The organism is Nocardiopsis camelliae, assembly GCF_028993595.1.
GTDB classification, from domain to species: domain Bacteria; phylum Actinomycetota; class Actinomycetes; order Streptosporangiales; family Streptosporangiaceae; genus Nocardiopsis; species Nocardiopsis dassonvillei.
Genome location: NZ_CP118614.1, coordinates 5,576,282 through 5,596,958 on the forward strand (window position 1 = coordinate 5,576,282; position 20,677 = coordinate 5,596,958).

Below are 20,677 nucleotides of genomic sequence, written 5' to 3' on the forward strand. Positions count from 1 at the left end.
ATAGACGTAGGCTATGGAACATGCAGTTCCAGCAGCTCGCCTACTTCGTCGCGGTGGCCCGCACACGCCATTTCACCCGCGCAGCAGAGCTTTCGCGCGTCGCACAGCCCAGTCTGAGCAAGCAGATCCGCAGTCTCGAACAGGAGCTGGGCGCGCCGTTATTCAGTCGTGCCCGGGGAAACATCACACTCACACCGGCCGGCGAGGCGCTGCTTCCGCTCGCCCAGCGCATGCTCGCCGACCTGGAGACGGCCCGGCGCGAGGTGGCCGAGCTGGCCGGGGTGCGCCGTGGCCGCGTGCGGCTCGGCGCGACCCCGTCGCTGTGCGCGGGGCTGCTGGCCGACGTGCTCGCCGACTTCCATACCCGCTTCCCCGGCATCGAACTCCAGGTGGAGGAGAGCGGCTCGCGCGACCTCATCCGCGACCTGGGGCGGGGCGAGCTGGACCTGGCGCTGATCATCCTGCCGCTGCACAGCAGCGACCCCGACTTCTCCACGACGCCGATCCTGCGGGAGAACCTGGTGGTGGCGAGCCCGATGTCGGGCCCCTCCCCCAACGGACGGGCCTCGATCCGCATCACCGAGCTGCGGGGGCGCCCGCTGGTGATGTTCCGGCGCGGCTACGACGTGCGCGAGGCGACGCTGCGCGCGTGCCGGGCGTCGGGTTTCGAGCCCGAGCTGGCCGTGGAGGGCGGGGAGATGGACGCCGTGCTGCGGTTCGTGGAGGCGGGCCTGGGGCTGGCGGTGGTGCCGAGCATGGTGCTGCGCAACCGCCAGAGCCTGCGCGGGACCCCGCTGGCCCGGCCGCGCCTGCTGCGGACGGTGGCGCTGGCGCGGCGCCGGGACGTGGAGCCCTCGCACTCGGCGGAGGCGTTCCGCCGCCACCTCAACGGCTACCTGCTGGGCATGTCGCCGCAGGACCTGGGCCCGGACCTGGAGGTCCTGCTCTCCCCCGAGGACGGGGCGGACTGACCCCGCCGCCGACCGCGCGCACACCTGCCGGAGCGCTCCGGCCCGGCCGCCTTCCCCACCGGTTTCCGGCGGCCACTCCCCTTACCACACGCCACCGGCGCCCCTGAAGCACCCCGGTTGCCATAAGGGATTTCTGGCCACTTGAGGCGACAAAACACCCCAAATAAGCGCTCAGAAGTGGCGCATTTCACATAGCTTTCCCCGACGCCTCCCACCCTCCGGGACGTGACCGTGATCACAACGCCCTAACGTTGCGTTGCGGGACGGTTCGCCACGGCTCCTCCACGCAGCCGTCCTGCGCGGCGGTCGCGGCCGAAGCAGGCGGGTACCGCGCCCCGCCCGACCGGGACCTTCCCACAGGAGGTGCAAGACAACGGTGACAGCGACCGAGAACGCAGGCCCCGGGGGCGGCCGGGCACGCATCCCCCAACGGACCCTGCGCACCGACAACTGGTGGCTGGGCCCCCTCCTCACCGCGCTGGGGCTGGCCACCTTCGTCGTCTACGCGACCCTGCGTGTGTTCCAGCAGGACCACTACTGGGTCCGGGAACACCACTACCTGACCCCGTTCTACTCGCCGTGCATCGCGCAGCAGTGCGCGCCCGACGCGGCCCTGTTCGGGCGCCTGCCGGTGGAGTTCCCGCCACTCATCCCCTACGCCCTGGTCAGCCTGCCGATCCTGCTGCTGTTCCGGCTGACCTGCTACTACTACCGCAAGGCCTACTACCGCTCGTTCTGGTTCTCGCCCCCGGCGTGCGCCGTGCGCGAGCCCCACGGCGCCTACACCGGCGAGACCCGCCCCCTGATGCTGGTCCAGAACGGCCACCGCTACTTCTTCTACGCGGCCTTCGCCATCACGCTCATCAACACGTGGGACATGCTGATCGCCTTCTTCCACGGCACCGGGGGCGGCTTCGGCATCGGGCTGGGCAACCTCATCATGCTCCTCAACGTGCTCATGCTGTGGGGCTACACGCTCAGCTGCCACTCGTGCCGCCACATCTTCGGCGGACGGCTGCGCAGCTTCGGCAGGCACCCCGTCCGCTACTGGATGTGGGGCCGCCTGTCCGTGCTCAACCACCGGCACATGTACTTCGGCTGGCTGAGCATCGCGACCCTGATCCTCACGGACGCCTACATCGCCCTGATCGCCAGCGGCACCATCGACGACCTGCGCATCCTCAACTGAGCCAAGGGGAAGGAAGGCACGACCAGATGCCCCCCACAGCAGAACCCGGGATCACCCGGTACGCCTACGACGTCGTGGTGATCGGGGCGGGCGGAGCCGGGCTGCGGGCCGCGATCGCCGCCCGCGAGCAGGGCAAGCGCACCGCGGTCATCTCCAAGTCGCTGTTCGGCAAGGCCCACACCGTGATGGCCGAGGGCGGCGCCGCCGCCGCTCTCGGCAACGCCAACCCCGAGGACGAGTGGCGCGTGCACTTCCGCGACACCGTCCGCGGCGGCAAGTTCCTCAACGACCCGCGCATGGCCGAGCTGCACGCCCGCGAGGCGCCCGAGCGCATCCTCGAACTGGAGTACTGGGGCGCGCTCTTCGACCGCACCGCGGAGGGGAGGATCAGCCAGCGCAACTTCGGCGGCCACGAGTACCCGAGGCTGGCGCACGTGGGCGACCGCACCGGCCTGGAGATGATCCGCACCCTCCAGCAGCGGGTCGTCGCGCTCCAGCAGGAGGACGCCGCGGAGCTGGGCGACCCCGAGGCGCGCATCCGCGTGTTCGCCGAGACCGCGATCACCCGCCTGATCACCGAGGACGACGGACCCGGTGCCGGTTCGGGTGCCGCCGTGGGAGGCGGTGCCGGTGCGACTGCCGTGGACGCGGCCGGGCGGCCGGGCGGCGGCGCGGGCGGGGCCACCGCCGTGGACCCGGACGCGGACGGAGCCGGGGACGCGGGAACGCCGGGCCGGATCGTCGGCGCGTTCGGCTACCGCCGGGTGGACGGCGGGTTCGTCCTGTTCGAGGCGCCCTCGGTGGTCCTGGCCACCGGCGGCATCGGCAAGGCCTTCCGCACCACCTCCAACTCCTGGGAGTACACCGGCGACGGCCACGCGCTGGCGCTGCGGGCCGGGGCCTCCCTGATCAACATGGAGTTCGTCCAGTTCCACCCCACCGGGATGGTCTGGCCGCCGTCGGTGAAGGGCATCCTCGTCACCGAGTCGGTACGCGGCGACGGCGGCGTGCTGCGCAACTCCGAGGGCGAGCGGTTCATGTTCGGCTACGTGCCGGACGTGTTCCGCTCCCAGTACGCCGAGAGCGAGGAGGAGGCCGACGGCTGGTACGACGACCCCGGCAAGCACCGGAGGCCGCCGGAGCTGCTGCCCCGCGACGAGGTCGCGCGGGCGATCAACACCGAGGTCAAGGAGGGCCGGGGATCGCCGCACGGCGGCGTGTTCCTGGACGTGTCCACCCGTCTGCCCGCCGAGGAGATCGTCAAGCGGCTGCCGTCCATGCACCACCAGTTCAAGGAGCTGGCGGACGTGGACATCACCGCCGAGCCCATGGAGGTGGGCCCCACCTGCCACTACGTGATGGGCGGGGTGCGGGTGGACGCCGACACCGCCGCCTCCGACGTGCCCGGGCTGTTCGCGGCCGGTGAGGTGGCGGGCGGCATGCACGGCTCCAACCGGCTGGGCGGCAACTCCCTGTCGGACCTGCTGGTGTTCGGTCGCAGGGCGGGGCTGGGCGCTGCGGCCTACGTGGACGGGCTCGGCGACCGGCCCGCACCGGCCGGGCTCCTGGACCGGGCGGCGGACGAGGCGTCCTCGTACGCGCTGCACTTCCTCAGGCAGGGCGGCGGCGAGAACCCGTACACGCTGCACACAGACCTCCAGGAGACCATGAACGACCTGGTGGGCATCATCCGCAGGGGTCCGGAGATGGAGCGGGCCCTGGAGCGGCTGGACGAGCTGGCGGAGCGGTCGCGCGCGCTCAGCGCCCCGGGCGACCGGGTCTACAACCCGGGCTGGCACCTGGCGCTGGCGCTGCCCAACATGGTCCTGGTCTCGCGCGCGGTGGCCGCGGCCGCCCTGGAGCGCACCGAGTCGCGCGGCGGGCACACGCGCGAGGACTTCCCCGGCATGTCGGCCGAGTGGCGGCGGGTGAACCTGGCGGTGCGGGCCGACCGCTCCGACCGGGTGTCGCTGTCGCGGCTCGCGCTCGCCGACATCCCGGCCGGGCTGCTCGCCCTCTTCGAACGCGACGAGCTGGCCAAGTACCTGACGGAGGAGGAGCTGCCCGCGGCGGGGGCGGCGGACGGCGCGGCCGAGGAGGGCCAGTCATGAGCGAGCGTGTGTTCCGGGTGTGGCGGGGTTCGGGCGAGGGCGGGCTCGCCGAGTACCGGGTCGAGGTCAACGAGGGCGAGGTGGTGCTCGACGTGCTGCACCGCCTCCAGGCCACGCAGACCCCGGACCTGGCGGTGCGGTGGAACTGCAAGGCGGGCAAGTGCGGTTCGTGCTCGGTGGAGATCAACGGCCGTCCCCGGCTGTCGTGCATGACGCGGATGAGCGTGTTCGAGGACGACGAGGTGGTGACGGTGACGCCGATGCGCGCCTTCCCGGTGGTCCGGGACCTGGTGTGCGACGTGTCGTACAACTACCAGAAGGCGCGGGAGATCCCCTCGTTCACACCGGATCCGGCCAAGGCCCCGGGTGACTTCCGGATGAGCCAGGAGGACGTGGAACGCCAGCAGGAGTTCCGCAAGTGCATCGAGTGCTTCCTGTGCAACAACACCTGCCACGTGATCCGCGACCACGAGGAGAACAAGGAGCACTTCTCGGGTCCGCGCTACCTCATGCGGGTGGCGGAGCTGGAGATGCACCCCGAGGACACCGCCGACCGCAGGCTCATCGCCCAGGAGGAGTTCGGGCTGGGGTACTGCAACATCACCAAGTGCTGCACGGAGGTGTGCCCGGAGAACATCCGCATCACCGACAACGCGCTGATCCCGCTCAAGGAGCGGGTGGTGGACCGCAAGTACGACCCGCTGGTGTGGCTGGGGTCCAAGATCGGCGTGCGGCCCAAGGACACCCCGCCGGTGCCCAACGTCGGGCGGTACTCGGACCTGACCTGAGGCCGGTCCCGTCCGCCGACCCGGCACTGTCTTGCCTGGTCGGCGGACGGGGTGCTCCCCCGGGGCGGTGGCGTTCACGCCGTCGCGCCCTGCCGCTGCTGGAGCAGGAGGCGGATGCGGGAGGTGAGTTCGTCCCACTCTCCGTCCGGGGCGGGTGCGGGCGCGGGTCGCGGGGGTCCGACGACGCCGAACCGGGGTGCGGGGCCGCCGAGCAGGTCACCGCCGGGGTCCTCCCGCCACTGCCGGACGATGGCGGCGGCGCGTATCCGGACCTGCTCGAACGCGCGGCGCACCTCCTCGGTCTCGGTCTCCCGGGGTGCGGAGCTACCGGGCGCGGGACTGCCGGGCGCGGGGGTCCTGGGTTCGGCCTTGCGGGGTGCGGGAACCCGGGGCTCGGCGGCGCGGAGGCTTTCGTGGGCGGTGAAGTAGGGGCGTACGAGGGCTACTTCCTCTGCGTCGATCTGTTGCCTGGGCGGCGTGAGCCGCGGCGCGGGAACCCCGGGGCGCGCGGACGTTTCGCGGGGCCCGGAAGGCGCGGAACGTTCCGGAACCGCGCGACGTGAGGAGGCCGGGCTCCGACCGGCCTGCACGGGAGCGGCGGGCGGTGAGGGAGCGTAGCGGCGGACGCGGGAGGAGCGTCGGCGGCGGCCGACAACCGTGGAGTGGCGTCCGCACGGGGAGGAGAAGAACGCGATCAGCGGGCCGAGGGCACGGCTGAGAAGCGCAGCGCTAAACTGGCGCATGCTGGCAAATTCCTTGATCTAAAGGGTGGATGTTGCTGGCCACGACCCCGGGCGGTGGGAAACCGTCGCGGGGTCTTTCCGCGTATGGAGTTGTGTGTTCGGGTAGAAGATTAGGGCACACCGAGCGTGATGGCGAACTTTTCTTCGAACCCGGTTCGAAGAAACCACCCGGTCGGACATAAGCCCGGATCAGAGCACACGCCGGAAAAGGACAGGTGAGTTTTCATCCCCTGTCAGCTTTATTCTCTTCGCCCGAATTGGAATCATTTGTGAGTGCTCTGGCAGGCATGAAGGGCAGCGCCTCCCGTGGATGTGCTGCCCTTGGTCAGGTGGACGTCAGCCGTGGAACTTGAGGGAGTCCACGAGCGCGGTCCACTCGCTGGCGGCGAACTCCAGCTGCGCCAGCTCGCGGTCCTGGGTGTCGCGCACGTCCACGCCTCCGGCGTGCTCCCGCGCCTCGACACAGTTCGAATGGTTTCCGCCGCGCCCAGACGACCATCACCCGTGTCCACCCCACCGCGCACTGGCGCTGCCCCGTGTCCGGCTGCGCGTGGACCTCCGTCAACCCGACTCTCCACGGTCCCTGTCCCGCCCCGGGATGAGCCCCCGAAACGGAACCGCACCCCGTGTCCACACTCATCACCGACCTCCTCGTCGCCCTGACCGAGGTCCACCGGCTCGCCCTGACCATCGGCGCCCACGACGAGGCGCCGACATCGCCCGCCTCATCAACACCCTCCGCACCACCGCCTGAATCCACAGAAGACCGCCGTCGAAACACCCGGCCGAACCGGTCGAACTCATCCGGGCATCGCATTCGGTGAAGCCCCGAACACTGGAAGCTCCATTCGAAGCGGCATCGACCACCCCGAAATGGAACGCGTTCGGACCTGCGCTAGCCTCTCTCCAGACACAGGACATTCTCGGGCTCGCGGTCGATATCTCCAAGAGCAGAAATGGAGATCCACATGAGCTTCCGCCATCGGCTGCGGCGATTCCACCTGATCCCCCTCATCGCGGTGGTCTCGGTCACACCCCTCGGCTGCGGCGTTCCCGCGCAGTTCTACGCCCATCCGGGAGGGAGGATCTCCCGCGAACACGTGATCGGCACGTGGGAGAACAGCCAGGGCCAGACCATTGAATTCCAAGAGGGCCATGCCTACACGGCCTTCGGTGACACCTTCGGCCCGGGCAAAGGGCAAGAGGTCCCGAATGGTCGCCTCGACGGCTCCTGGGAGCTCTGCTACAACATCGAGGAACTGGAAGAGCAGGAAGTCGGTGACCCGACGGGTCAAGGCGAATGCCTGATCAACTCGACAGGCCATTGGCTGTCCATGGATTCCCCTGACGTCTGGCAGGGTTACATGGTCGTCTCCTTCGATGAGGCGGACATCCGGCTCTATCTGTACACGCCCGGAGAAGGCCGTCACGACGACGACTTCTACACGAGGGCCGACCCGACTCCCTGGTGAGCCTTCGGCGGCACGTCGACGGCGGTCCGGGAAGCGGGCACCGCGGTCAGGCCCCGGGCCGGGGCCGTGAGGACCGGACTCCGTACCGGACCGGGGCGTTCCTCGTGGCCGGAGGTCGCGGAACTCAGAACCCCCGGGCCGCCCAGGCGTCGAGGTGCTCGGCTGCCTCGGCCACGGTGGTGGACTCCCCGTGGCCTGGGTGGACGACGGTGTCCGGCGGCAGGACCGCGAGGTGCTCGCGGATCGAGGCGATGATCGTCGGGAAGTCCGAGAACGGCTGCCCGGTGGCGCCGGGGCCGCCCGGGAAGAGGGTGTCGCCGGTGAAGACCGCCCCGAGCGCGGGCGCGTACAGGCACACCCCGCCCGGCGTGTGGCCCGGTGTGTGCAGCACCTCCAGCTCCACTCCCCCGACCATCAGCGTCTCGCCGTGCACCAGCAGGGCGTCCGGCTCCCGGTGCGGGTGCACGCGGTACCACAGTTCGGCGTCGTCGGGGTGCAGCAGGATCGGGCAGTAGGTCAGGTCGGCCAGCGCGGCGGCCGCGTTGACGTGGTCGTTGTGCCCGTGGGTGGCCACGATGGCCATGAGTTCGCGGTCGCCCAGGCCCCGGGCGATCGCCTCGTGGTCGTGGGCGGCGTCGATGACGATGGCGCTCTCGTCGTCTCCGACGATCCAGACGTTGTTCTCGACGTCGAAATCGCTGCCCTCAAGGCTGAAGACACCCGAGGTGCGCAGACGCTGGACGGGGGAAGGGGCGGTCACCGGCTCACCACCTGGCCTCTCACGGACTGGTGCGACGCCTTCGAGCCTATCCCGTCGGGTCGCGGCGCACACGGTGATCGTGGAGGAAGGCTGGGTTCTCAGCCCGCGGGCTCGAAGTTGCGGCGCAGGGCGTAGGGCTGGATGAGGCCGAGCCCGTGCGCGTGCCGGGCACGCACCTGCACCACCTGGAGTCCCTCCTCGTCGGCGAGGCTCTCGGCGAGGCTCTCGTCGATGAGGACGGTGCCGGGTCTGGCGAAGGAGGTCAGGCGGCTGGAGCGGTTGACGGTCGTGCCGAACACGTCGCCGTGCAGGGTCAGCACCGGCCCGGCGGCCAAGCCGACCCGGACGTCGGGCACCTCCACGTGGGTCTTGACGCCCGAGGCCAGGCGCAGCGCGATGTCGGCGGCCTCGGCCGGGGAGTCGGCGACGTAGAGGATCTCGTCGCCCAGGGTCTTGACCACGCGGCCGCCGCCGGAGGCGACGATGTCGGCGGCGGTGGCCTCGAAGCCCTCGACCACCCCGGCCAGCTCGACCTCGTCGAGTTCGCGGCTCAGCGTGGTGAAGGAGACCAGGTCCGCGAACCCGACGACCAACGGGTAGTAGTTGGGCACGGCGTCGTTGTCCGACATCACCGCGAGGGTGCGGGCCGAGGAGGCGGCGAGCTGTCTGCGCCAGATGTGCAGCAGGAGCCGCTCCACGTCCGGCAGCAGCTCCTTGACCTGGTTCATCAGCGGGCTGACGGAGTCCTCGCCCTCCTGGTAGATGAGGGTGCTCAGTATGCTGGTCTGCCAGTCGGCCAGGCGGGCCATGGTCTGACCCATCGCGCGGGCGAAGCGGACCACGCCCTCCTCGTCCAGGACGCCCTCCTGGACCAGGGAGTTGGCGATGCGCAGCGACTCGACGTCGCTCTCGGCGAAGGTGACCGTGTCGTCGCCCTGGTTGGGAAAGCCCAGGGCACGCCAGATGCGCCCGGCCAGCTCGTTGTCGGCGCCGGCGAGCTCGATCGCCTGCTCCCTGGTGTAGACCGCTTCACCGCCGAGCAGGGCGGACTCGATCGCTTTCGGGTCGGGACGCGACGGCATACGTTCTCTTTCACGGGCCATCCCCGCCGGGGCGGGGAACAGTCACTTCGGCACCGGCCGGCAGGCGGCACGGGGTTCCACTCCAGCTTACGCCCGCGGTTCGTCCCCTGACAGGGTGCCTGCCGACAGGCCCGCGCGGCCCGCGGTCGGCGGCGGCCGCACCCGGTGATGATCGCACACGCGGGGGTCGCCGCGGGAGTGCCCGAAGTTCCCTGTGGACGGCGGCGCAGCGGCGGCGGCGAACCGGTCGGCGGCCGGGACGCGGGTGGCGGCGCAGGGCCGGGCGGCGGGGCTCAGGAAGCGGGGCGCACGTGGACGACGTCGCCCGCGCTCAGGGCCCGCTCCCCGCCGGGTCCGCGCACCAGCAGCTGGGCGTCGGCGTCCACGCCGGTGGCGGCGCCCTCCAGCATCCGGTCCCCGGGCAGGTGGACCCGCACGCGGCGCCCGATGGTGACGCACGCGTCCCGGTAGGCGGCAGCCAGCCCGCTGGCCTCGGCGTCGCCTCCGGCGGCGGTCCACACCGTGTACAGCTCCTCGAACTCACCCAGGACGGCGGCGAGCAGGACGCCCCGGTCCAGTGCGTCCGACCCCTCCCCGCGCAGGGAGACAGCGGTGTCCACGGGGAGTTCGGCGCGCTCCTGGGACACGTTGAGGCCCATCCCCACGACCACACACGGCTGGCCGGAGGAGAAGTCGGCCTCGGAGAGGATGCCCGCGAGCTTGCCGTCGGCCGTCGCGGGCTCCGAGCGCAGGTGCGCGGGGACGATGACGTCGTTGGGCCACTTGAGCGCGGCCTTGACCCCCGTCACCCGGTGCACGGCGCCGACCGCGGCCACGCCCATGAGCGCGGGGAGCCAGCCCAGGCCGGTGACGGGCACCGCGGGGCGGACCAGGAGGGAGAAGGTGAGGGCGGCGCGCGGCGGGGTGGAGAAGCCGCGGCCCAGGCGTCCGCGCCCGGCGGTCTGGTGCTCGGTGACCAGCACGCTGCCGTGCGGGGCGCCCTCCACGGCGCGCGCGGTCAGCTCGGTGTTGGTGGACGCGGCCTCGGGGAGCACCTCGATCCGGTGCCACATGCCGCCCGGTCGGACGAGGGCGGCGTCGAGGGCCGCCGCGTCGAGCGGGGGTCGCGGGAAGGGGTCGTGTGCGCTGGCCATGCCCCCATTACAGCAGCGCCGCAACCCTGTCCGGAAACCCCTGTGCGGCAAAGGACCGCCCGTTAAGCTGAAACCAGCACATGGGTGATCACGCGTTGCTACGTTCAGTTACCGGAGGTGGCGCCAGAGATGAGCATCGCAGAGGCGGAGACGGCGACCCGAACGCCGTCGCACTGGGAAGTCTTGCTGCGCGCCTGGAAACACCTGGACCTGCCGGAGGGCTGGCGAGCCGAGATCATCGAAGGCGACATCATCATCACATTGTCGGCAGGGGTGGCGGAGTCCATGAGTATCGCGGAAGCGGAAGCACTCGGCATACCGTCCCGCTGGGAAGTCGTGTTGCGCGCCTGGGAGGAACTCGACCTACCAGAGGGCTGGCAGGCAGAGATCATCGAAGGCGACATCACAATCATGACCCCACCAAGCCTTGAACACAGCCGGATCGTGTGGCTGCTCAACAAGAGCCTCACCCGGGAGATCCTGCGTGAGGGCAGCGACCTGGGTGAGGCCGAGGTACACCAGGCTGTCGACGTGCAGATCCCCTCGCGGACCAGCGCTTTCATCCCGGACCTCATGGTGCTTCCCTACCCCGTGACGCAGTACTCCACCGAAAGCCCGGTGTCGGACGCCCTGCTGGTGGTCGAGGTGACCTCCAGGAGCACCGCACACAAGGACCGCAAGCCCAAGCTCTGGGGCTACGCCCACGCCGGGGTCCCCCTGTACCTTCTGGTGGACCGCTGGGACCCGCAGACCGGCAGGGGCGAGGTCACCCTCTACTCCGATCCGGAGAACGGCAGGTACACCAGCTCCACGAAGGTGCCCTTCGGCAAGGAGATCCACCTCCCCGAGCCGTTCGACCTCACCATCGACACCGGTGAGTTCCCGGAGTAACGGGCTCCGGCACGCGCGAGGGCGCCCCGCGACCCCCTCCCGGGTGCGGGGCGCCCTCGCGCGTGCGGGCCGACCGGCGGTCAGCCGGTGTTCTGGAGCCCGGCGGCCACGCCGTTGACCGAGAGCAGCAGCAGCCGCTCCAGGTGCTGCTGGTCCTCCTCCGACAGGGAGTCGGCCTCCTCGCCCCGCAGCGCCTCCAACGCGCGCAGCTGGAGGTGGGAGAGCGCGTCCACGTACGGGTTGCGCAGGTCCACCGCGCGCGAGAGCACCGCCCGGTTCTCCAGCAGGCGGCTGTGCCCGGTCACCTTGAGCACCAGGTCGCGGGTGCGGTCGTACTCGGCCAGCACCAGCTCGGTCAGCTCCGGCCGCCCGCCCAGCGCCAGATAGCGCTCGGCGATGGTGCGGTCGGTCTTGGCCAGGCTCATCTCCGCGTTGTCCAGCAGGGACGAGAACATGGGCCACTCGCGGTAGGCGGCCTGGAGCACGCTCAGGTCCTCCACGGCGGCCAGGCCCGTGCCCAGGCCGAACCAGCCCGGCAGGTTGACCCGGGTCTGGGTCCAGGAGAACACCCACGGGATGGCGCGCAGGTCGCCGAGCCCGCGCGCCGCGCCGCGCCGCGAGGGGCGCGAGCCCAGCCGCAGCTCGCCGAGCTGCTCCAGGGGGGTGACCTGGGAGAACCACACCGCGAAGTCCTCGGTGTTGATCAGCTCCAGGTAGGCCTCCTGGGCGGCGCGGGCGATGGTGTCGGCGTGGGCGCGGTACTCGCGCTCGGCGGAGCGCTCGCGCTCCTGGACGGCGTCGGTGGAGGCCATCAGCACCGCGTGGCCGACCTGCTCGATGTGGCGGCGGGCGATCGCGGACTGCCCGTAGCGGGCGAAGATGACCTCGCCCTGCTCGGTGACCTTGAACCGTCCGCCGACCGAGCCGGGCGCCTGGGCGAGCAGGGCTCGGCTGGCCGGGCCCCCGCCGCGGCCGAGCGAGCCGCCGCGGCCGTGGAACAGGGTCAGGCGCACGTCGTGCTCGGCCGCCCACGCGGCCAGGCGGGCCTGGGCGTCGTAGAGGCGCAGGGTGGCGCTGACCGGCCCGACGTCCTTGGCCGAGTCGCTGTAGCCGAGCATGACCTCGATCCTGCGGCCGGTCTCGTCCAGGCGCCTGTTGACCTGGGGCAGTTCGAGCATGCCGTCGAGCACGTGCGGCGAGGCGTCCAGGTCGGCGCCGGTCTCGAACAGCGGGACCACGTCCAGGACCGGCACGCGTCCGGCGGGCAGCGCGTGGGCGGCCAGCTCGTACACGGCTGCGATGTCCTCGGCGGAGCGGGTGAAGCTGACGACGTAGCGGCGGCAGGCCTCCACCCCGAAGCGCTCCTGGATCCAGGCGATCACCCGGATCGTGGCGAGGACCTCCTCGGTGCGCTCGGACAGCTCCTTGCCCTCGCGCAGTTCGGCGAGCGCCGCGGCGTGCACCTCGCTGTGCTGGCGGATCTCCAGTTCGGCGAGGTGGAAGCCGAAGGTCTGGGCCTGCCAGACCAGGTGCTGGAGTTCGCCGTAGGCCTGGCGGACCGCGCCCGCCCCGGCCAGGGACTCCTGCACGGTGCGCAGGTCGGCCAGGAAGGCGTCGGCGTCGGGGTAGGCCAGGTCGGCGTCGCGCTCGCGCGTGGCGCGCAGCCGTGCGGCGGCCAGCAGCAGGAGCTGGCGGTGGGGCTCGTTGGGCGAGCGCGCCCCGATCTCCGCCGTCAGCTCGGGCTGTCCCGCCTTGGCCGAGGCGAGCGCGTCGAGCAGCGCCGGGCTGGCGGGGGTGAGGTTGGAGTAGGCGGTGAGGGTGCGGGCCACCTTGGTGCAGGAGGCCTCCAGGCCGCGCAGCACGTGCTCGGACTGGATGAGCACGGCCTCGCGGGTGATGTCGGAGGTGACGTAGGGGTTGCCGTCGCGGTCGCCGCCGATCCAGCTTCCGTAGCGCACGAAGGGCGTGGCGCGGGGCGGGCGCACACCGGTGCCCTCGGGGTCGATGGCGGCGTCCAGGCTCCGGTAGACCTGCGGGATGACGGAGAAGATGGTCTCGTCGAACGCGGCGAGGGCGGTGCGCACCTCGTCGAGCGGGTTGAGCCTGGTGTAGCGCAGCTGGGAGGTGCGCCAGAGCAGGTCGATCTCCTCCAGCAGGCGCCGGTGCGCCTCGGCGGCGGCGCTGCTGCCCTCGTGGGAGGCGTGCCAGGCCTCCAGCTGGGCGCTGACGCGCAGGATGGAGGTGGACACGGCGCGGCGGCGCGCCTCGGTCGGGTGGGCGGTGACCACGGGGTGGAACTCCATGCCCGCGATCAGCTCGTTGAGGCGTTCCTCGCCGCCCTCGCCCTCGCGGATGGCGCGGACGGCCGCCGCGAGGGACTCGCGGGGCGGGTTGGCGGCGTCGTCGCGCTCGCGCAGGGCCCGCATCCGCTGGTGTTCCTCGGCCAGGTTGGCCAGGTGGAAGTAGACGGTGAAGGCGCGCGCCACCTGCTTGGCGCGCTCCAGCGGCCAGGCGGCGACGATCGCGGTGATCTCCTCCCCCGTGACCGACCCGTCGCGGGCGCCGATGACCGCTCTCCTGAGCTTCTCGACATCGGCGAGGAGATCCTCGCCGCCGCTTTCGGCGAGGACCGTTCCGAGCATCTCGCCGAGCAGTTTGACGTCATTCCTGAGCTGCTCGGGAACTTCCTGTCGTGCACTGTCGCGTTCCGCGCTTACCGCTGTCATGGTCACCGACCCTACAGAGATCGCACCCGCCGCCAGGTGCGCGGGGGCGTATTTCCGATGTTTTGCCCGGGCGTTAAGCATTGTTGCTCACGAGAAAGGAGAGCACATTTCCTCACGCGTTTTCGGTGATACCGCGTTCCGCGCCGCGGACCCCGCGTGTACGTTCTGTGCGCTTCGCGTACGCTTCGTGCACGCTCCGGGCGCGGGCCCGGGCGACGGGCCTGGTCGGGGGCCGCACCGCCGCGTAGTTACTCACCGGTAACCAGGGCTGGGTTCCCGTGTGACGTCCCCTCGCGGTTAACCTGCGTAGTTATGGCCACCGAAGCCCCTGAACCGCTGTCCGCGGACGAGATCGACATCCACACGACCGCGGGCAAGCTCGCCGACCTGCAACGACGCCGGTACGAGGCCGTACACGCAGGGTCTGCTCGAGCCGTTGAGAAACAGCACGCCAAAGGCAAGATGACCGCCCGCGAGCGGATCGACGCACTGCTCGATCCCGGCTCGTTCGTGGAGTTCGACGCCTTGGCCCGACACCGCTCCACCAGCTTCGGCCTGGAGAGCAACCGCCCCTACGGTGACGGCGTCGTCACCGGCCACGGAACGGTCGACGGACGTCCCGTGGCGGTGTTCAGCCAGGACGTCACCGTCTTCGGCGGATCGCTGGGCGAGGTCTACGGCGAGAAGATCGTCAAGGTCCTCGACCACGCCCTCACCAACGGGTGCCCCGTCGTGGGCATCAACGAGGGCGGCGGCGCGCGCATCCAGGAGGGGGTGGTCGCGCTCGGCCTGTACGCCGAGATCTTCCGCCGCAACACCCACGCCTCGGGCGTCATCCCGCAGATCTCCCTGATCATGGGCGCCGCCGCGGGCGGCCACGTCTACTCCCCCGCCCTCACCGACTTCGTCGTGATGGTGGACGAGACGTCGCAGATGTTCATCACCGGCCCCGACGTCATCAAGACGGTCACCGGCGAGGACGTCTCCATGGAGGAGCTGGGCGGCGCCCGCACCCACAACACCAGGTCGGGTGTGGCGCACTACATGGGCGCCGACGAGCAGGACGCGATCGAGTACGTCAGGACTCTGCTCTCGCACCTGCCCGACAACAACCTGGAGGAGGCGCCGCCGCTGCCTCCCGAGGACGCCCCGGGCGACGAGGCCACCGACACCGACCTGGCCCTGGACGCGTTCATCCCGGACTCGGCCAACCAGCCCTACGACATGCGCACGGTGGTCGAGGCCGTCCTGGACGACGGCGACTTCCTGGAGGTCCACGCCCAGTTCGCCACGAACATGGTGGTGGGCTTCGGCCGCGTGGACGGCCAGTCCGTCGGCATCGTCGCCAACCAGCCCATGAGCCTGGCGGGCTGCCTGGACATCGACGCCTCCGAGAAGGCCGCGCGCTTCGTGCGCACCTGCGACGCCTTCAACGTGCCGGTGCTGACCTTCGTGGACGTGCCCGGGTTCCTGCCCGGCACCGACCAGGAGTGGGACGGCATCATCCGCCGCGGCGCCAAGCTGCTGTACGCCTACGCCGAGGCCACGGTGCCCCTGATCACCGTCATCACGCGCAAGGCCTTCGGCGGCGCCTACGACGTCATGGGCTCCAAGCACCTGGGCGCGGACGTCAACCTGGCCTGGCCCACGGCGCAGATCGCGGTCATGGGCGCCCAGGGCGCGGTGAACATCCTGCACCGGCGCACCCTGGCCGCCGCCGACGACGTCGAGGCCGAGCGCACCCGGCTGGTCGGCGAGTACGAGGACACCCTCCTCAACCCCTACTCCGCCGCGGAGCGGGGGTACGTGGACGGGGTCATCATGCCCTCCGAGACCCGCGTCCGGATCGCCAAGTCCCTCAAGGCCCTGCGCAACAAGCGCAAGCAGCTGCCGCCCAAGAAGCACGGGAACATCCCGCTGTGAGCGCGCCGAAGAACCCGCCGCACCTGGCCGTGGTCCGCGGCGAGCCCACCGCCGAAGAGCTCGCGGCCCTGACCGCCGTGCTCAGCGCCCGTGCCCGGGCAGCCCGGACCGCCGAGGAGCCCGCCCCCGAACGCCCGTCCGGGTGGCGGGACCGCTCGCGCCTGGTGCGCGGCGCACCGCCCCGCCCGGGCCCCGGCGCCTGGCGGCTGAGCACGCGATGACCCCGCCATCCCCACCCGCAGACTCACCATGGAGCGGCCGGCGCGCTGTCCGCCCCGCGCCGAGCAGAAGGATTTCCCACCGTGCGTAAAGTACTGATCGCCAACCGCGGCGAGATCGCCGTGCGCATCGCCCGCGCCTGCCGCGACGCCGGGCTGGCCAGCGTCGCCGTCTACGCCGAGCCCGACCTGGACGCGCTGCACGTCAAGGTCGCCGACGAGGCCCACTCGCTGGGCGGGGCCACCCCGGCCGACTCCTACCTGGACATCGCCAAACTCCTGGCGGTGGCCGAGGCCTCCGGGGCGGACGCCGTCCACCCCGGCTACGGGTTCCTGGCCGAGAACGCCGACTTCGCCCAGGCCGTCATCGACGCCGGGCTGACCTGGATCGGCCCGCCCCCCGCGGCGATCACCGCCCTGGGCGACAAGGTCCAGGCCCGCCACATCGCCCAGAAGGTCGGCGCACCGCTGGTGGCGGGCACCGCCGACCCCGTCGAGTCGGCCGAGGAGGTCGTGGCCTTCGCCGAGGAGCACGGCCTGCCCATCGCGATCAAGGCCGCCTTCGGCGGCGGCGGGCGCGGCCTCAAGGTCGCCCACACCCTGGACGAGGTCGCCGACGCCTACGAGTCCGCGGTGCGCGAGGCGGTCACCGCCTTCGGCCGGGGCGAGTGCTTCGTGGAGCGCTACCTGGACCGGCCCCGGCACGTGGAGACCCAGTGCCTGGCCGACACCCACGGCAACGTCGTGGTGGTCTCCACCCGCGACTGCTCGCTCCAGCGGCGCCACCAGAAGCTGGTGGAGGAGGCGCCCGCGCCGTTCCTGTCCGCGGAGCAGGTGGAGCGGCTGCACGCCTCCTCCAAGGCCATCCTCGCCGAGGCCGGGTACACCGGCGCGGGCACCTGCGAGTTCCTGGTGGGCGTGGACGGCACCATCTCCTTCCTGGAGGTCAACACCCGTCTGCAGGTCGAGCACCCCGTGACCGAGGAGGTCACCGGCATCGACCTGGTCCGGGAGATGTTCCGCATCGCCGACGGCGAGGAGCTGGGCTACGGCGACCCCGAGGTGCGCGGGCACTCCTTCGAGTTCCGCATCAACGCCGAGGACCCGGGGCGGAACTTCATGCCCGCGCCGGGCACCATCACCGAGCTGAACCTGCCCGGCGGCCCGGGCGTGCGCGTGGACACCGGCTGCGAGGCCGGGTTCACGGTGCCCCAGGCCTTCGACTCGATGGTCGCCAAGCTCGTGGTGACGGGCCGCACGCGCCAGGAGGCGTTGCAGCGCTCGCGGCGGGCCCTGGCCGAGTTCACGGTCGGCGGGATGCCCACGGTGATCCCGTTCCACCAGGCCGTGGTGAGCGACCCGGCCTTCGCCCCGGCCGACCCCGAGCAGCCGTTCGGGGTCTACACCCGGTGGATCGAGACCGAGTTCGAGAACACCGTCGAGCCCTGGTCGGGCACCCCGGGCGAGCCGGTCGAGGACGAGCGCGAGAGGGTCACCGTCGAGGTGGGCGGCAAGCGTGTGGAGGTGGTCCTGCCCGCGGGCCTGGGCGCCTCGGCCGCCGCCCCGGCGGCGGGCGGTCAGCGCCGCGGCAGGCGGACCGCGCGCAAGGGCGGCGGGAACACCGTGGCGGCGGGCGGAGACTCTCTGGTCTCGCCGATGCAGGGCACCGTGGTCAAGCTGGTGGCCGAGGAGGGCCAGCAGGTCGCCGAGGGCGACACCGTGGTCGTCATCGAGGCCATGAAGATGGAGCAGCCGCTCAACGCGCACAAGGCCGGGACGGTGACGGGCTTGAGGATCACCGCGGGCGAGGCCGTGGGCAACGGCGCGGTGGTCTGCGAGATCAAGGACGCCTAGCGTCCGCGCCACGCGCGGGTGAAGGGGGAGGTACCGGCCGCCGGTGCCTCCCCCTGCTGTGTGCGCTCCCCCGAGGACACCGGGGGAAGGCACGTCCGGCGCCCCCGTTCCCCCTCCTCACGCGCACCTCTCAGCGGCGGGAGAATCCGGCCAGGTCGATGTCCAGATCGCAGGGCGCGCTGACCTTGAGCCGTTCCCGGTGCACGGTGAGACCGCCGTACGTACCCTTGAGTGGATCCAGTTCGTACGCGTACACCGCGATATCCCGTTCGCCCTCCTTCTCAACCAGCCAGAAGTGAGGGATTCCTGCTTCCGCGTAGAGCTCCGGCTTACGCCTGCGATCCCTGATCTCGGATTCGGGTGAGACCACCTCAACCACCAGCCGTACGTCCTCCGCCGCGAACGATGTAGCGTCCAAGTCGTGGAGTGCGTCTGCGCGGACCAGCATGAGATCGGGTTCGGGCCTCTGCCGCCTCCCGAGTACAGCCGTCATCTCCCGGCAGACCAGCATGTCTTCTGAGACTTGGACGTCCATCTGCCGCTGGAGCAGGGTGATGGCGAACATGTGGAAGAACTTCTGGGGGCTCACGAAGACCAGGTTTCCGTCGATGAGTTCTGTGTGTCGCGGAAGATCCGGAATGCGGTCGAGGTCCTCGGCGGTGAACCCGTCCTGCGGCGGCATCGGTAGCAGCACCGCACCATCAATCTCGGGGTCCGGGCGCGCGGCCACTACTGGAACGGACATGTCACGGTCTCCGATCGTCGGCTCGTTCTCGTCGCCCACGGTAGCCATCACTGTCACCCCGTAACGGTGTTCTCCACAGATTGTCCCACCCGGCCTCGCCCCCGGAGTGATCCTCGACGCATCCGCGCCGGGCGGAACGCACCGCAGAGCCCGTGGAGTGGACGTTGTGGCGCCAGGGACAGGAAGTTGTCGACACCCTCGTATGGAATAGATAAGGAACGAACGTTATTGTCCTTGTCTGTGACGAACATCTGGGGACTGACGCGACGGTGGCACATCGACCTGTGCCGCCGCGGCTGTCAGGCGTGTCGCTAGGTCCACGCGCGCCCTTCCGGGCAGCGCGCCGCGCACCCTTCTTCCCCGTGTCACCATCCCCTCGGTGATGCCCGCCGTTCCCCGTGCCGGAAACCCCGGCGGCGCCGACCGCTCCGCCGTGCGTACCCCTCCGGCTGCCTTCACCACCACTGGAGTCCCATCCCGTGTCCGCACAGAGCACAGACGCGCCCAAGAAGCGCAGAACCCTCCGTTTCCCGTTCGCGGCACAGGTCCTGGCGGGCCTGGTCCTCGGCGTCATTCTGGGCGCCGTCGCCTTCCAGATCAGTCCGCCCGACGCCGAGACCGGTGACGCCAGCAACTGGCTCGCCGTCACCCTCGACACCGTCGGCTCGACCTTCGTCACCCTGCTGCGGACCATCGTCCCGCCGCTGATCGTCCTCGCCGTCATCTCCTCCATCGCCAACCTGCGCAACGTCACCAACGCGGCGCGGCTGGCCTGGAAGACCCTGCTGTGGTTCGGCGCGACCGCCCTGGTCGCGGTGGGCATCGGCATCGCCCTGGGCCTGATCGTGCGGCCCGGCGTCAACAGCGGCGTGGACGCCGCCACCGCCGCCGAGCCCTCGGGCACCGGCTCCTGGATGGCGTTCATCGAGAGCATCGTCCCCGCCAACTTCCTCGGCTTGGGCGCGAGCGTCTCCGGCTCCGACGACGGCAGCTTCAGCGCCTCGCTGGACTTCAACGTCCTCCAGCTGATCGTCATCGCCATCGTCCTGGGCATCGCCGCGATCAAGGTCGGCAAGGCCGCCGAGCCCTTCATCGCCTTCACCGACTCCGCGCTCCAGATCGTGCTCAAGGCCCTGTGGTGGATCATCCGCCTGGCCCCGATCGGCACCGTGGGCCTGCTCGGCAACGCCGTGTACAGCTACGGCTGGACCACCATCGGCGCCCTGGGCAAGTTCGCGCTGACCATCTACATCGGCCTGGCGCTGGTGCTGTTCGTCGTCTACCCGGTGCTCGCCCGCGTCAACGGCCTGTCCCCGCTGAAGTACTTCAGCGGCGTGTGGCCCGCGGTCCAGCTGGCCTTCGTGTCCCGCTCCTCGATGGGCACCATGCCCGTCACCCAGCGCGTGACCGAGCAGAACCTGGGCGTGCCGCGCTACTACTCCGCGTTCGCCGTGCCCTTCGGCGCCACCACCAAGATGGACGGCTGCGCCGCGATCTACCCGGCGATCTCGGCGATCTTCATCGCCCAGTTCTTCCCCGGCATCAGCCTCGGCCTGACCGACTACCTGCTGATCGTGTTCGTGTCGGTGATCGGCTCGGCCGCGACCGCCGGAACCACCGGCGCGACCGTCATGCTGACCCTGACCCTGTCCACCCTGGGCCTGCCCCTGGAGGGCGTGGGCCTGCTGCTGGCCGTCGACCCGATCCTGGACATGGGCCGCACCGCGGTGAACGTGGCCGGTCAGGCGCTGGTCCCGGCCATCGTCGCCAAGCGCGAGGGCATCCTGGACGTGGCCCGCTACCACGCGCCGCGCGACGCCTCCGGGTTCGTGCCGCTGGACGACGAGGCGCACGACGACGTCGAGGGCGAGGTCGGCGAACCCGGCGTGAAGAAGGTTCCCGCCGGGGCCTCCGGCCAGGGCTGACCCACAGCCCCACCCCGTCCGCAGCGGCCCGCCGGAGCACCTCCGGCGGGCCGCGCCGCGTGTAGGACCGGTGGGGATGGGTGGGCCGTGTGGGACGGGGCCCGTGTGGAACGGGGCCCCTGTGG

The 20,677-nt window shown here is 71.0% G+C and carries 18 protein-coding genes; 11 read left to right on the plus strand and 7 right to left on the minus strand.

The features are described from left to right. The first annotated feature begins 20 nt into the window (after positions 1–20). The 4 genes from PV789_RS24315 (at position 21) to PV789_RS24330 (ending at position 5,059) form a co-directional block, all read left to right on the plus strand. The gene (locus PV789_RS24315) at positions 21–971 is read left to right on the plus strand and encodes a LysR family transcriptional regulator (protein ID WP_274974705.1); all 951 of its coding nucleotides are present in this window, start codon (positions 21–23) and stop codon (positions 969–971) included. A gap of 376 nt (positions 972–1,347) precedes the next feature. Next, entirely contained in the window at positions 1,348–2,160 is an 813-nt protein-coding gene (gene sdhC / locus PV789_RS24320) for a succinate dehydrogenase subunit SdhC (protein WP_274974706.1), read from the plus strand. Between the two features lie 26 nt (positions 2,161–2,186). Beyond that, complete coding sequence (locus PV789_RS24325; RefSeq protein WP_274974707.1) at positions 2,187–4,271, plus strand: fumarate reductase/succinate dehydrogenase flavoprotein subunit; 2,085 nt, start codon at positions 2,187–2,189, stop codon at positions 4,269–4,271. Then, positions 4,268–5,059, plus strand: coding sequence for a succinate dehydrogenase/fumarate reductase iron-sulfur subunit (locus PV789_RS24330; protein WP_130395164.1), 792 nt, complete (start codon positions 4,268–4,270; stop codon positions 5,057–5,059). The genes PV789_RS24325 and PV789_RS24330 overlap by 4 nt, the downstream gene beginning before the upstream one ends. 74 nt (positions 5,060–5,133) lie before the next feature. Here PV789_RS24330 and PV789_RS29840 read toward each other — a convergent pair whose 3' ends face one another. Both PV789_RS29840 and PV789_RS24340 read right to left on the minus strand, forming a co-directional pair. After that, positions 5,134–5,352 (minus strand): hypothetical protein, encoded by a 219-nt coding sequence (locus PV789_RS29840; RefSeq protein WP_368045803.1) that lies wholly within the window; start codon positions 5,350–5,352, stop codon positions 5,134–5,136. Positions 5,353–6,138: 786 nt separating this feature from the next. Continuing rightward, positions 6,139–6,237 carry a DUF397 domain-containing protein gene (locus PV789_RS24340; RefSeq protein ID WP_475466105.1) on the minus strand — a complete coding sequence of 33 codons (99 nt, stop codon included), beginning with the start codon at positions 6,235–6,237 and terminating at the stop codon, positions 6,139–6,141. Between the two features lie 191 nt (positions 6,238–6,428). Between PV789_RS24340 and PV789_RS24345 the strand changes: the two genes are divergently transcribed. Both PV789_RS24345 and PV789_RS24350 read left to right on the plus strand, forming a co-directional pair. Then, entirely contained in the window at positions 6,429–6,626 is a 198-nt protein-coding gene (locus PV789_RS24345; RefSeq protein WP_274974709.1) for a hypothetical protein, read from the plus strand. Positions 6,627–6,758: 132 nt separating this feature from the next. Beyond that, entirely contained in the window at positions 6,759–7,274 is a 516-nt protein-coding gene (locus PV789_RS24350) for a hypothetical protein (RefSeq protein ID WP_274974710.1), read from the plus strand. A gap of 124 nt (positions 7,275–7,398) precedes the next feature. On the opposite strand, the gene PV789_RS24355 is transcribed toward PV789_RS24350, so the two are convergent. The 3 genes from PV789_RS24355 to PV789_RS24365 all read right to left on the minus strand — a co-directional run bounded on the left by PV789_RS24355 (position 7,399) and on the right by PV789_RS24365 (position 10,270). Continuing rightward, on the minus strand, positions 7,399–8,034 hold the full coding sequence (locus PV789_RS24355) for an MBL fold metallo-hydrolase (protein WP_274974711.1): 636 nt from the start codon (positions 8,032–8,034) through the stop codon (positions 7,399–7,401). A 98-nt stretch (positions 8,035–8,132) separates the two neighbouring features. Then, positions 8,133–9,116, minus strand: coding sequence for an adenylate/guanylate cyclase domain-containing protein (locus PV789_RS24360; RefSeq protein WP_274974712.1), 984 nt, complete (start codon positions 9,114–9,116; stop codon positions 8,133–8,135). A gap of 293 nt (positions 9,117–9,409) precedes the next feature. Continuing rightward, positions 9,410–10,270: a biotin--[acetyl-CoA-carboxylase] ligase gene (locus tag PV789_RS24365; RefSeq protein ID WP_274974713.1), complete on the minus strand. Its 861-nt coding sequence runs from the start codon at positions 10,268–10,270 to the stop codon at positions 9,410–9,412. Between the two features lie 129 nt (positions 10,271–10,399). Between PV789_RS24365 and PV789_RS24370 the strand changes: the two genes are divergently transcribed. Then, on the plus strand, positions 10,400–11,161 hold the full coding sequence (locus PV789_RS24370) for a Uma2 family endonuclease (RefSeq protein WP_274974714.1): 762 nt from the start codon (positions 10,400–10,402) through the stop codon (positions 11,159–11,161). 80 nt (positions 11,162–11,241) lie between these two features. Here the strand turns inward: PV789_RS24370 and PV789_RS24375 are convergent, their stop codons facing one another. After that, on the minus strand, positions 11,242–13,887 hold the full coding sequence (locus PV789_RS24375; RefSeq protein ID WP_302475367.1) for a phosphoenolpyruvate carboxylase: 2,646 nt from the start codon (positions 13,885–13,887) through the stop codon (positions 11,242–11,244). A 312-nt stretch (positions 13,888–14,199) separates the two neighbouring features. Between PV789_RS24375 and PV789_RS24380 the strand changes: the two genes are divergently transcribed. The 3 genes from PV789_RS24380 (at position 14,200) to PV789_RS24390 (ending at position 17,882) form a co-directional block, all read left to right on the plus strand. Next, on the plus strand, positions 14,200–15,810 hold the full coding sequence (locus tag PV789_RS24380; RefSeq protein ID WP_248772010.1) for an acyl-CoA carboxylase subunit beta: 1,611 nt from the start codon (positions 14,200–14,202) through the stop codon (positions 15,808–15,810). Continuing rightward, a complete protein-coding gene (locus tag PV789_RS24385; RefSeq protein WP_274974715.1) occupies positions 15,807–16,031 on the plus strand; it encodes an acyl-CoA carboxylase subunit epsilon in 225 nt (74 codons plus the stop codon). Before PV789_RS24380 ends, PV789_RS24385 begins: the two co-directional genes overlap by 4 nt. An 81-nt stretch (positions 16,032–16,112) precedes the next feature. Continuing rightward, complete coding sequence (locus PV789_RS24390) at positions 16,113–17,882, plus strand: acetyl/propionyl/methylcrotonyl-CoA carboxylase subunit alpha (RefSeq protein WP_274974716.1); 1,770 nt, start codon at positions 16,113–16,115, stop codon at positions 17,880–17,882. Between the two features lie 130 nt (positions 17,883–18,012). Here the strand turns inward: PV789_RS24390 and PV789_RS24395 are convergent, their stop codons facing one another. Next, the gene (locus tag PV789_RS24395; RefSeq protein ID WP_274978241.1) at positions 18,013–18,675 is read right to left on the minus strand and encodes a Uma2 family endonuclease; all 663 of its coding nucleotides are present in this window, start codon (positions 18,673–18,675) and stop codon (positions 18,013–18,015) included. 431 nt (positions 18,676–19,106) lie between these two features. Here PV789_RS24395 and PV789_RS24400 point away from each other — a divergent pair, with 431 nt between their 5' ends. Continuing rightward, the gene (locus PV789_RS24400; protein WP_274974717.1) at positions 19,107–20,552 is read left to right on the plus strand and encodes a dicarboxylate/amino acid:cation symporter; all 1,446 of its coding nucleotides are present in this window, start codon (positions 19,107–19,109) and stop codon (positions 20,550–20,552) included. Positions 20,553–20,677 lie beyond the last annotated feature (125 nt).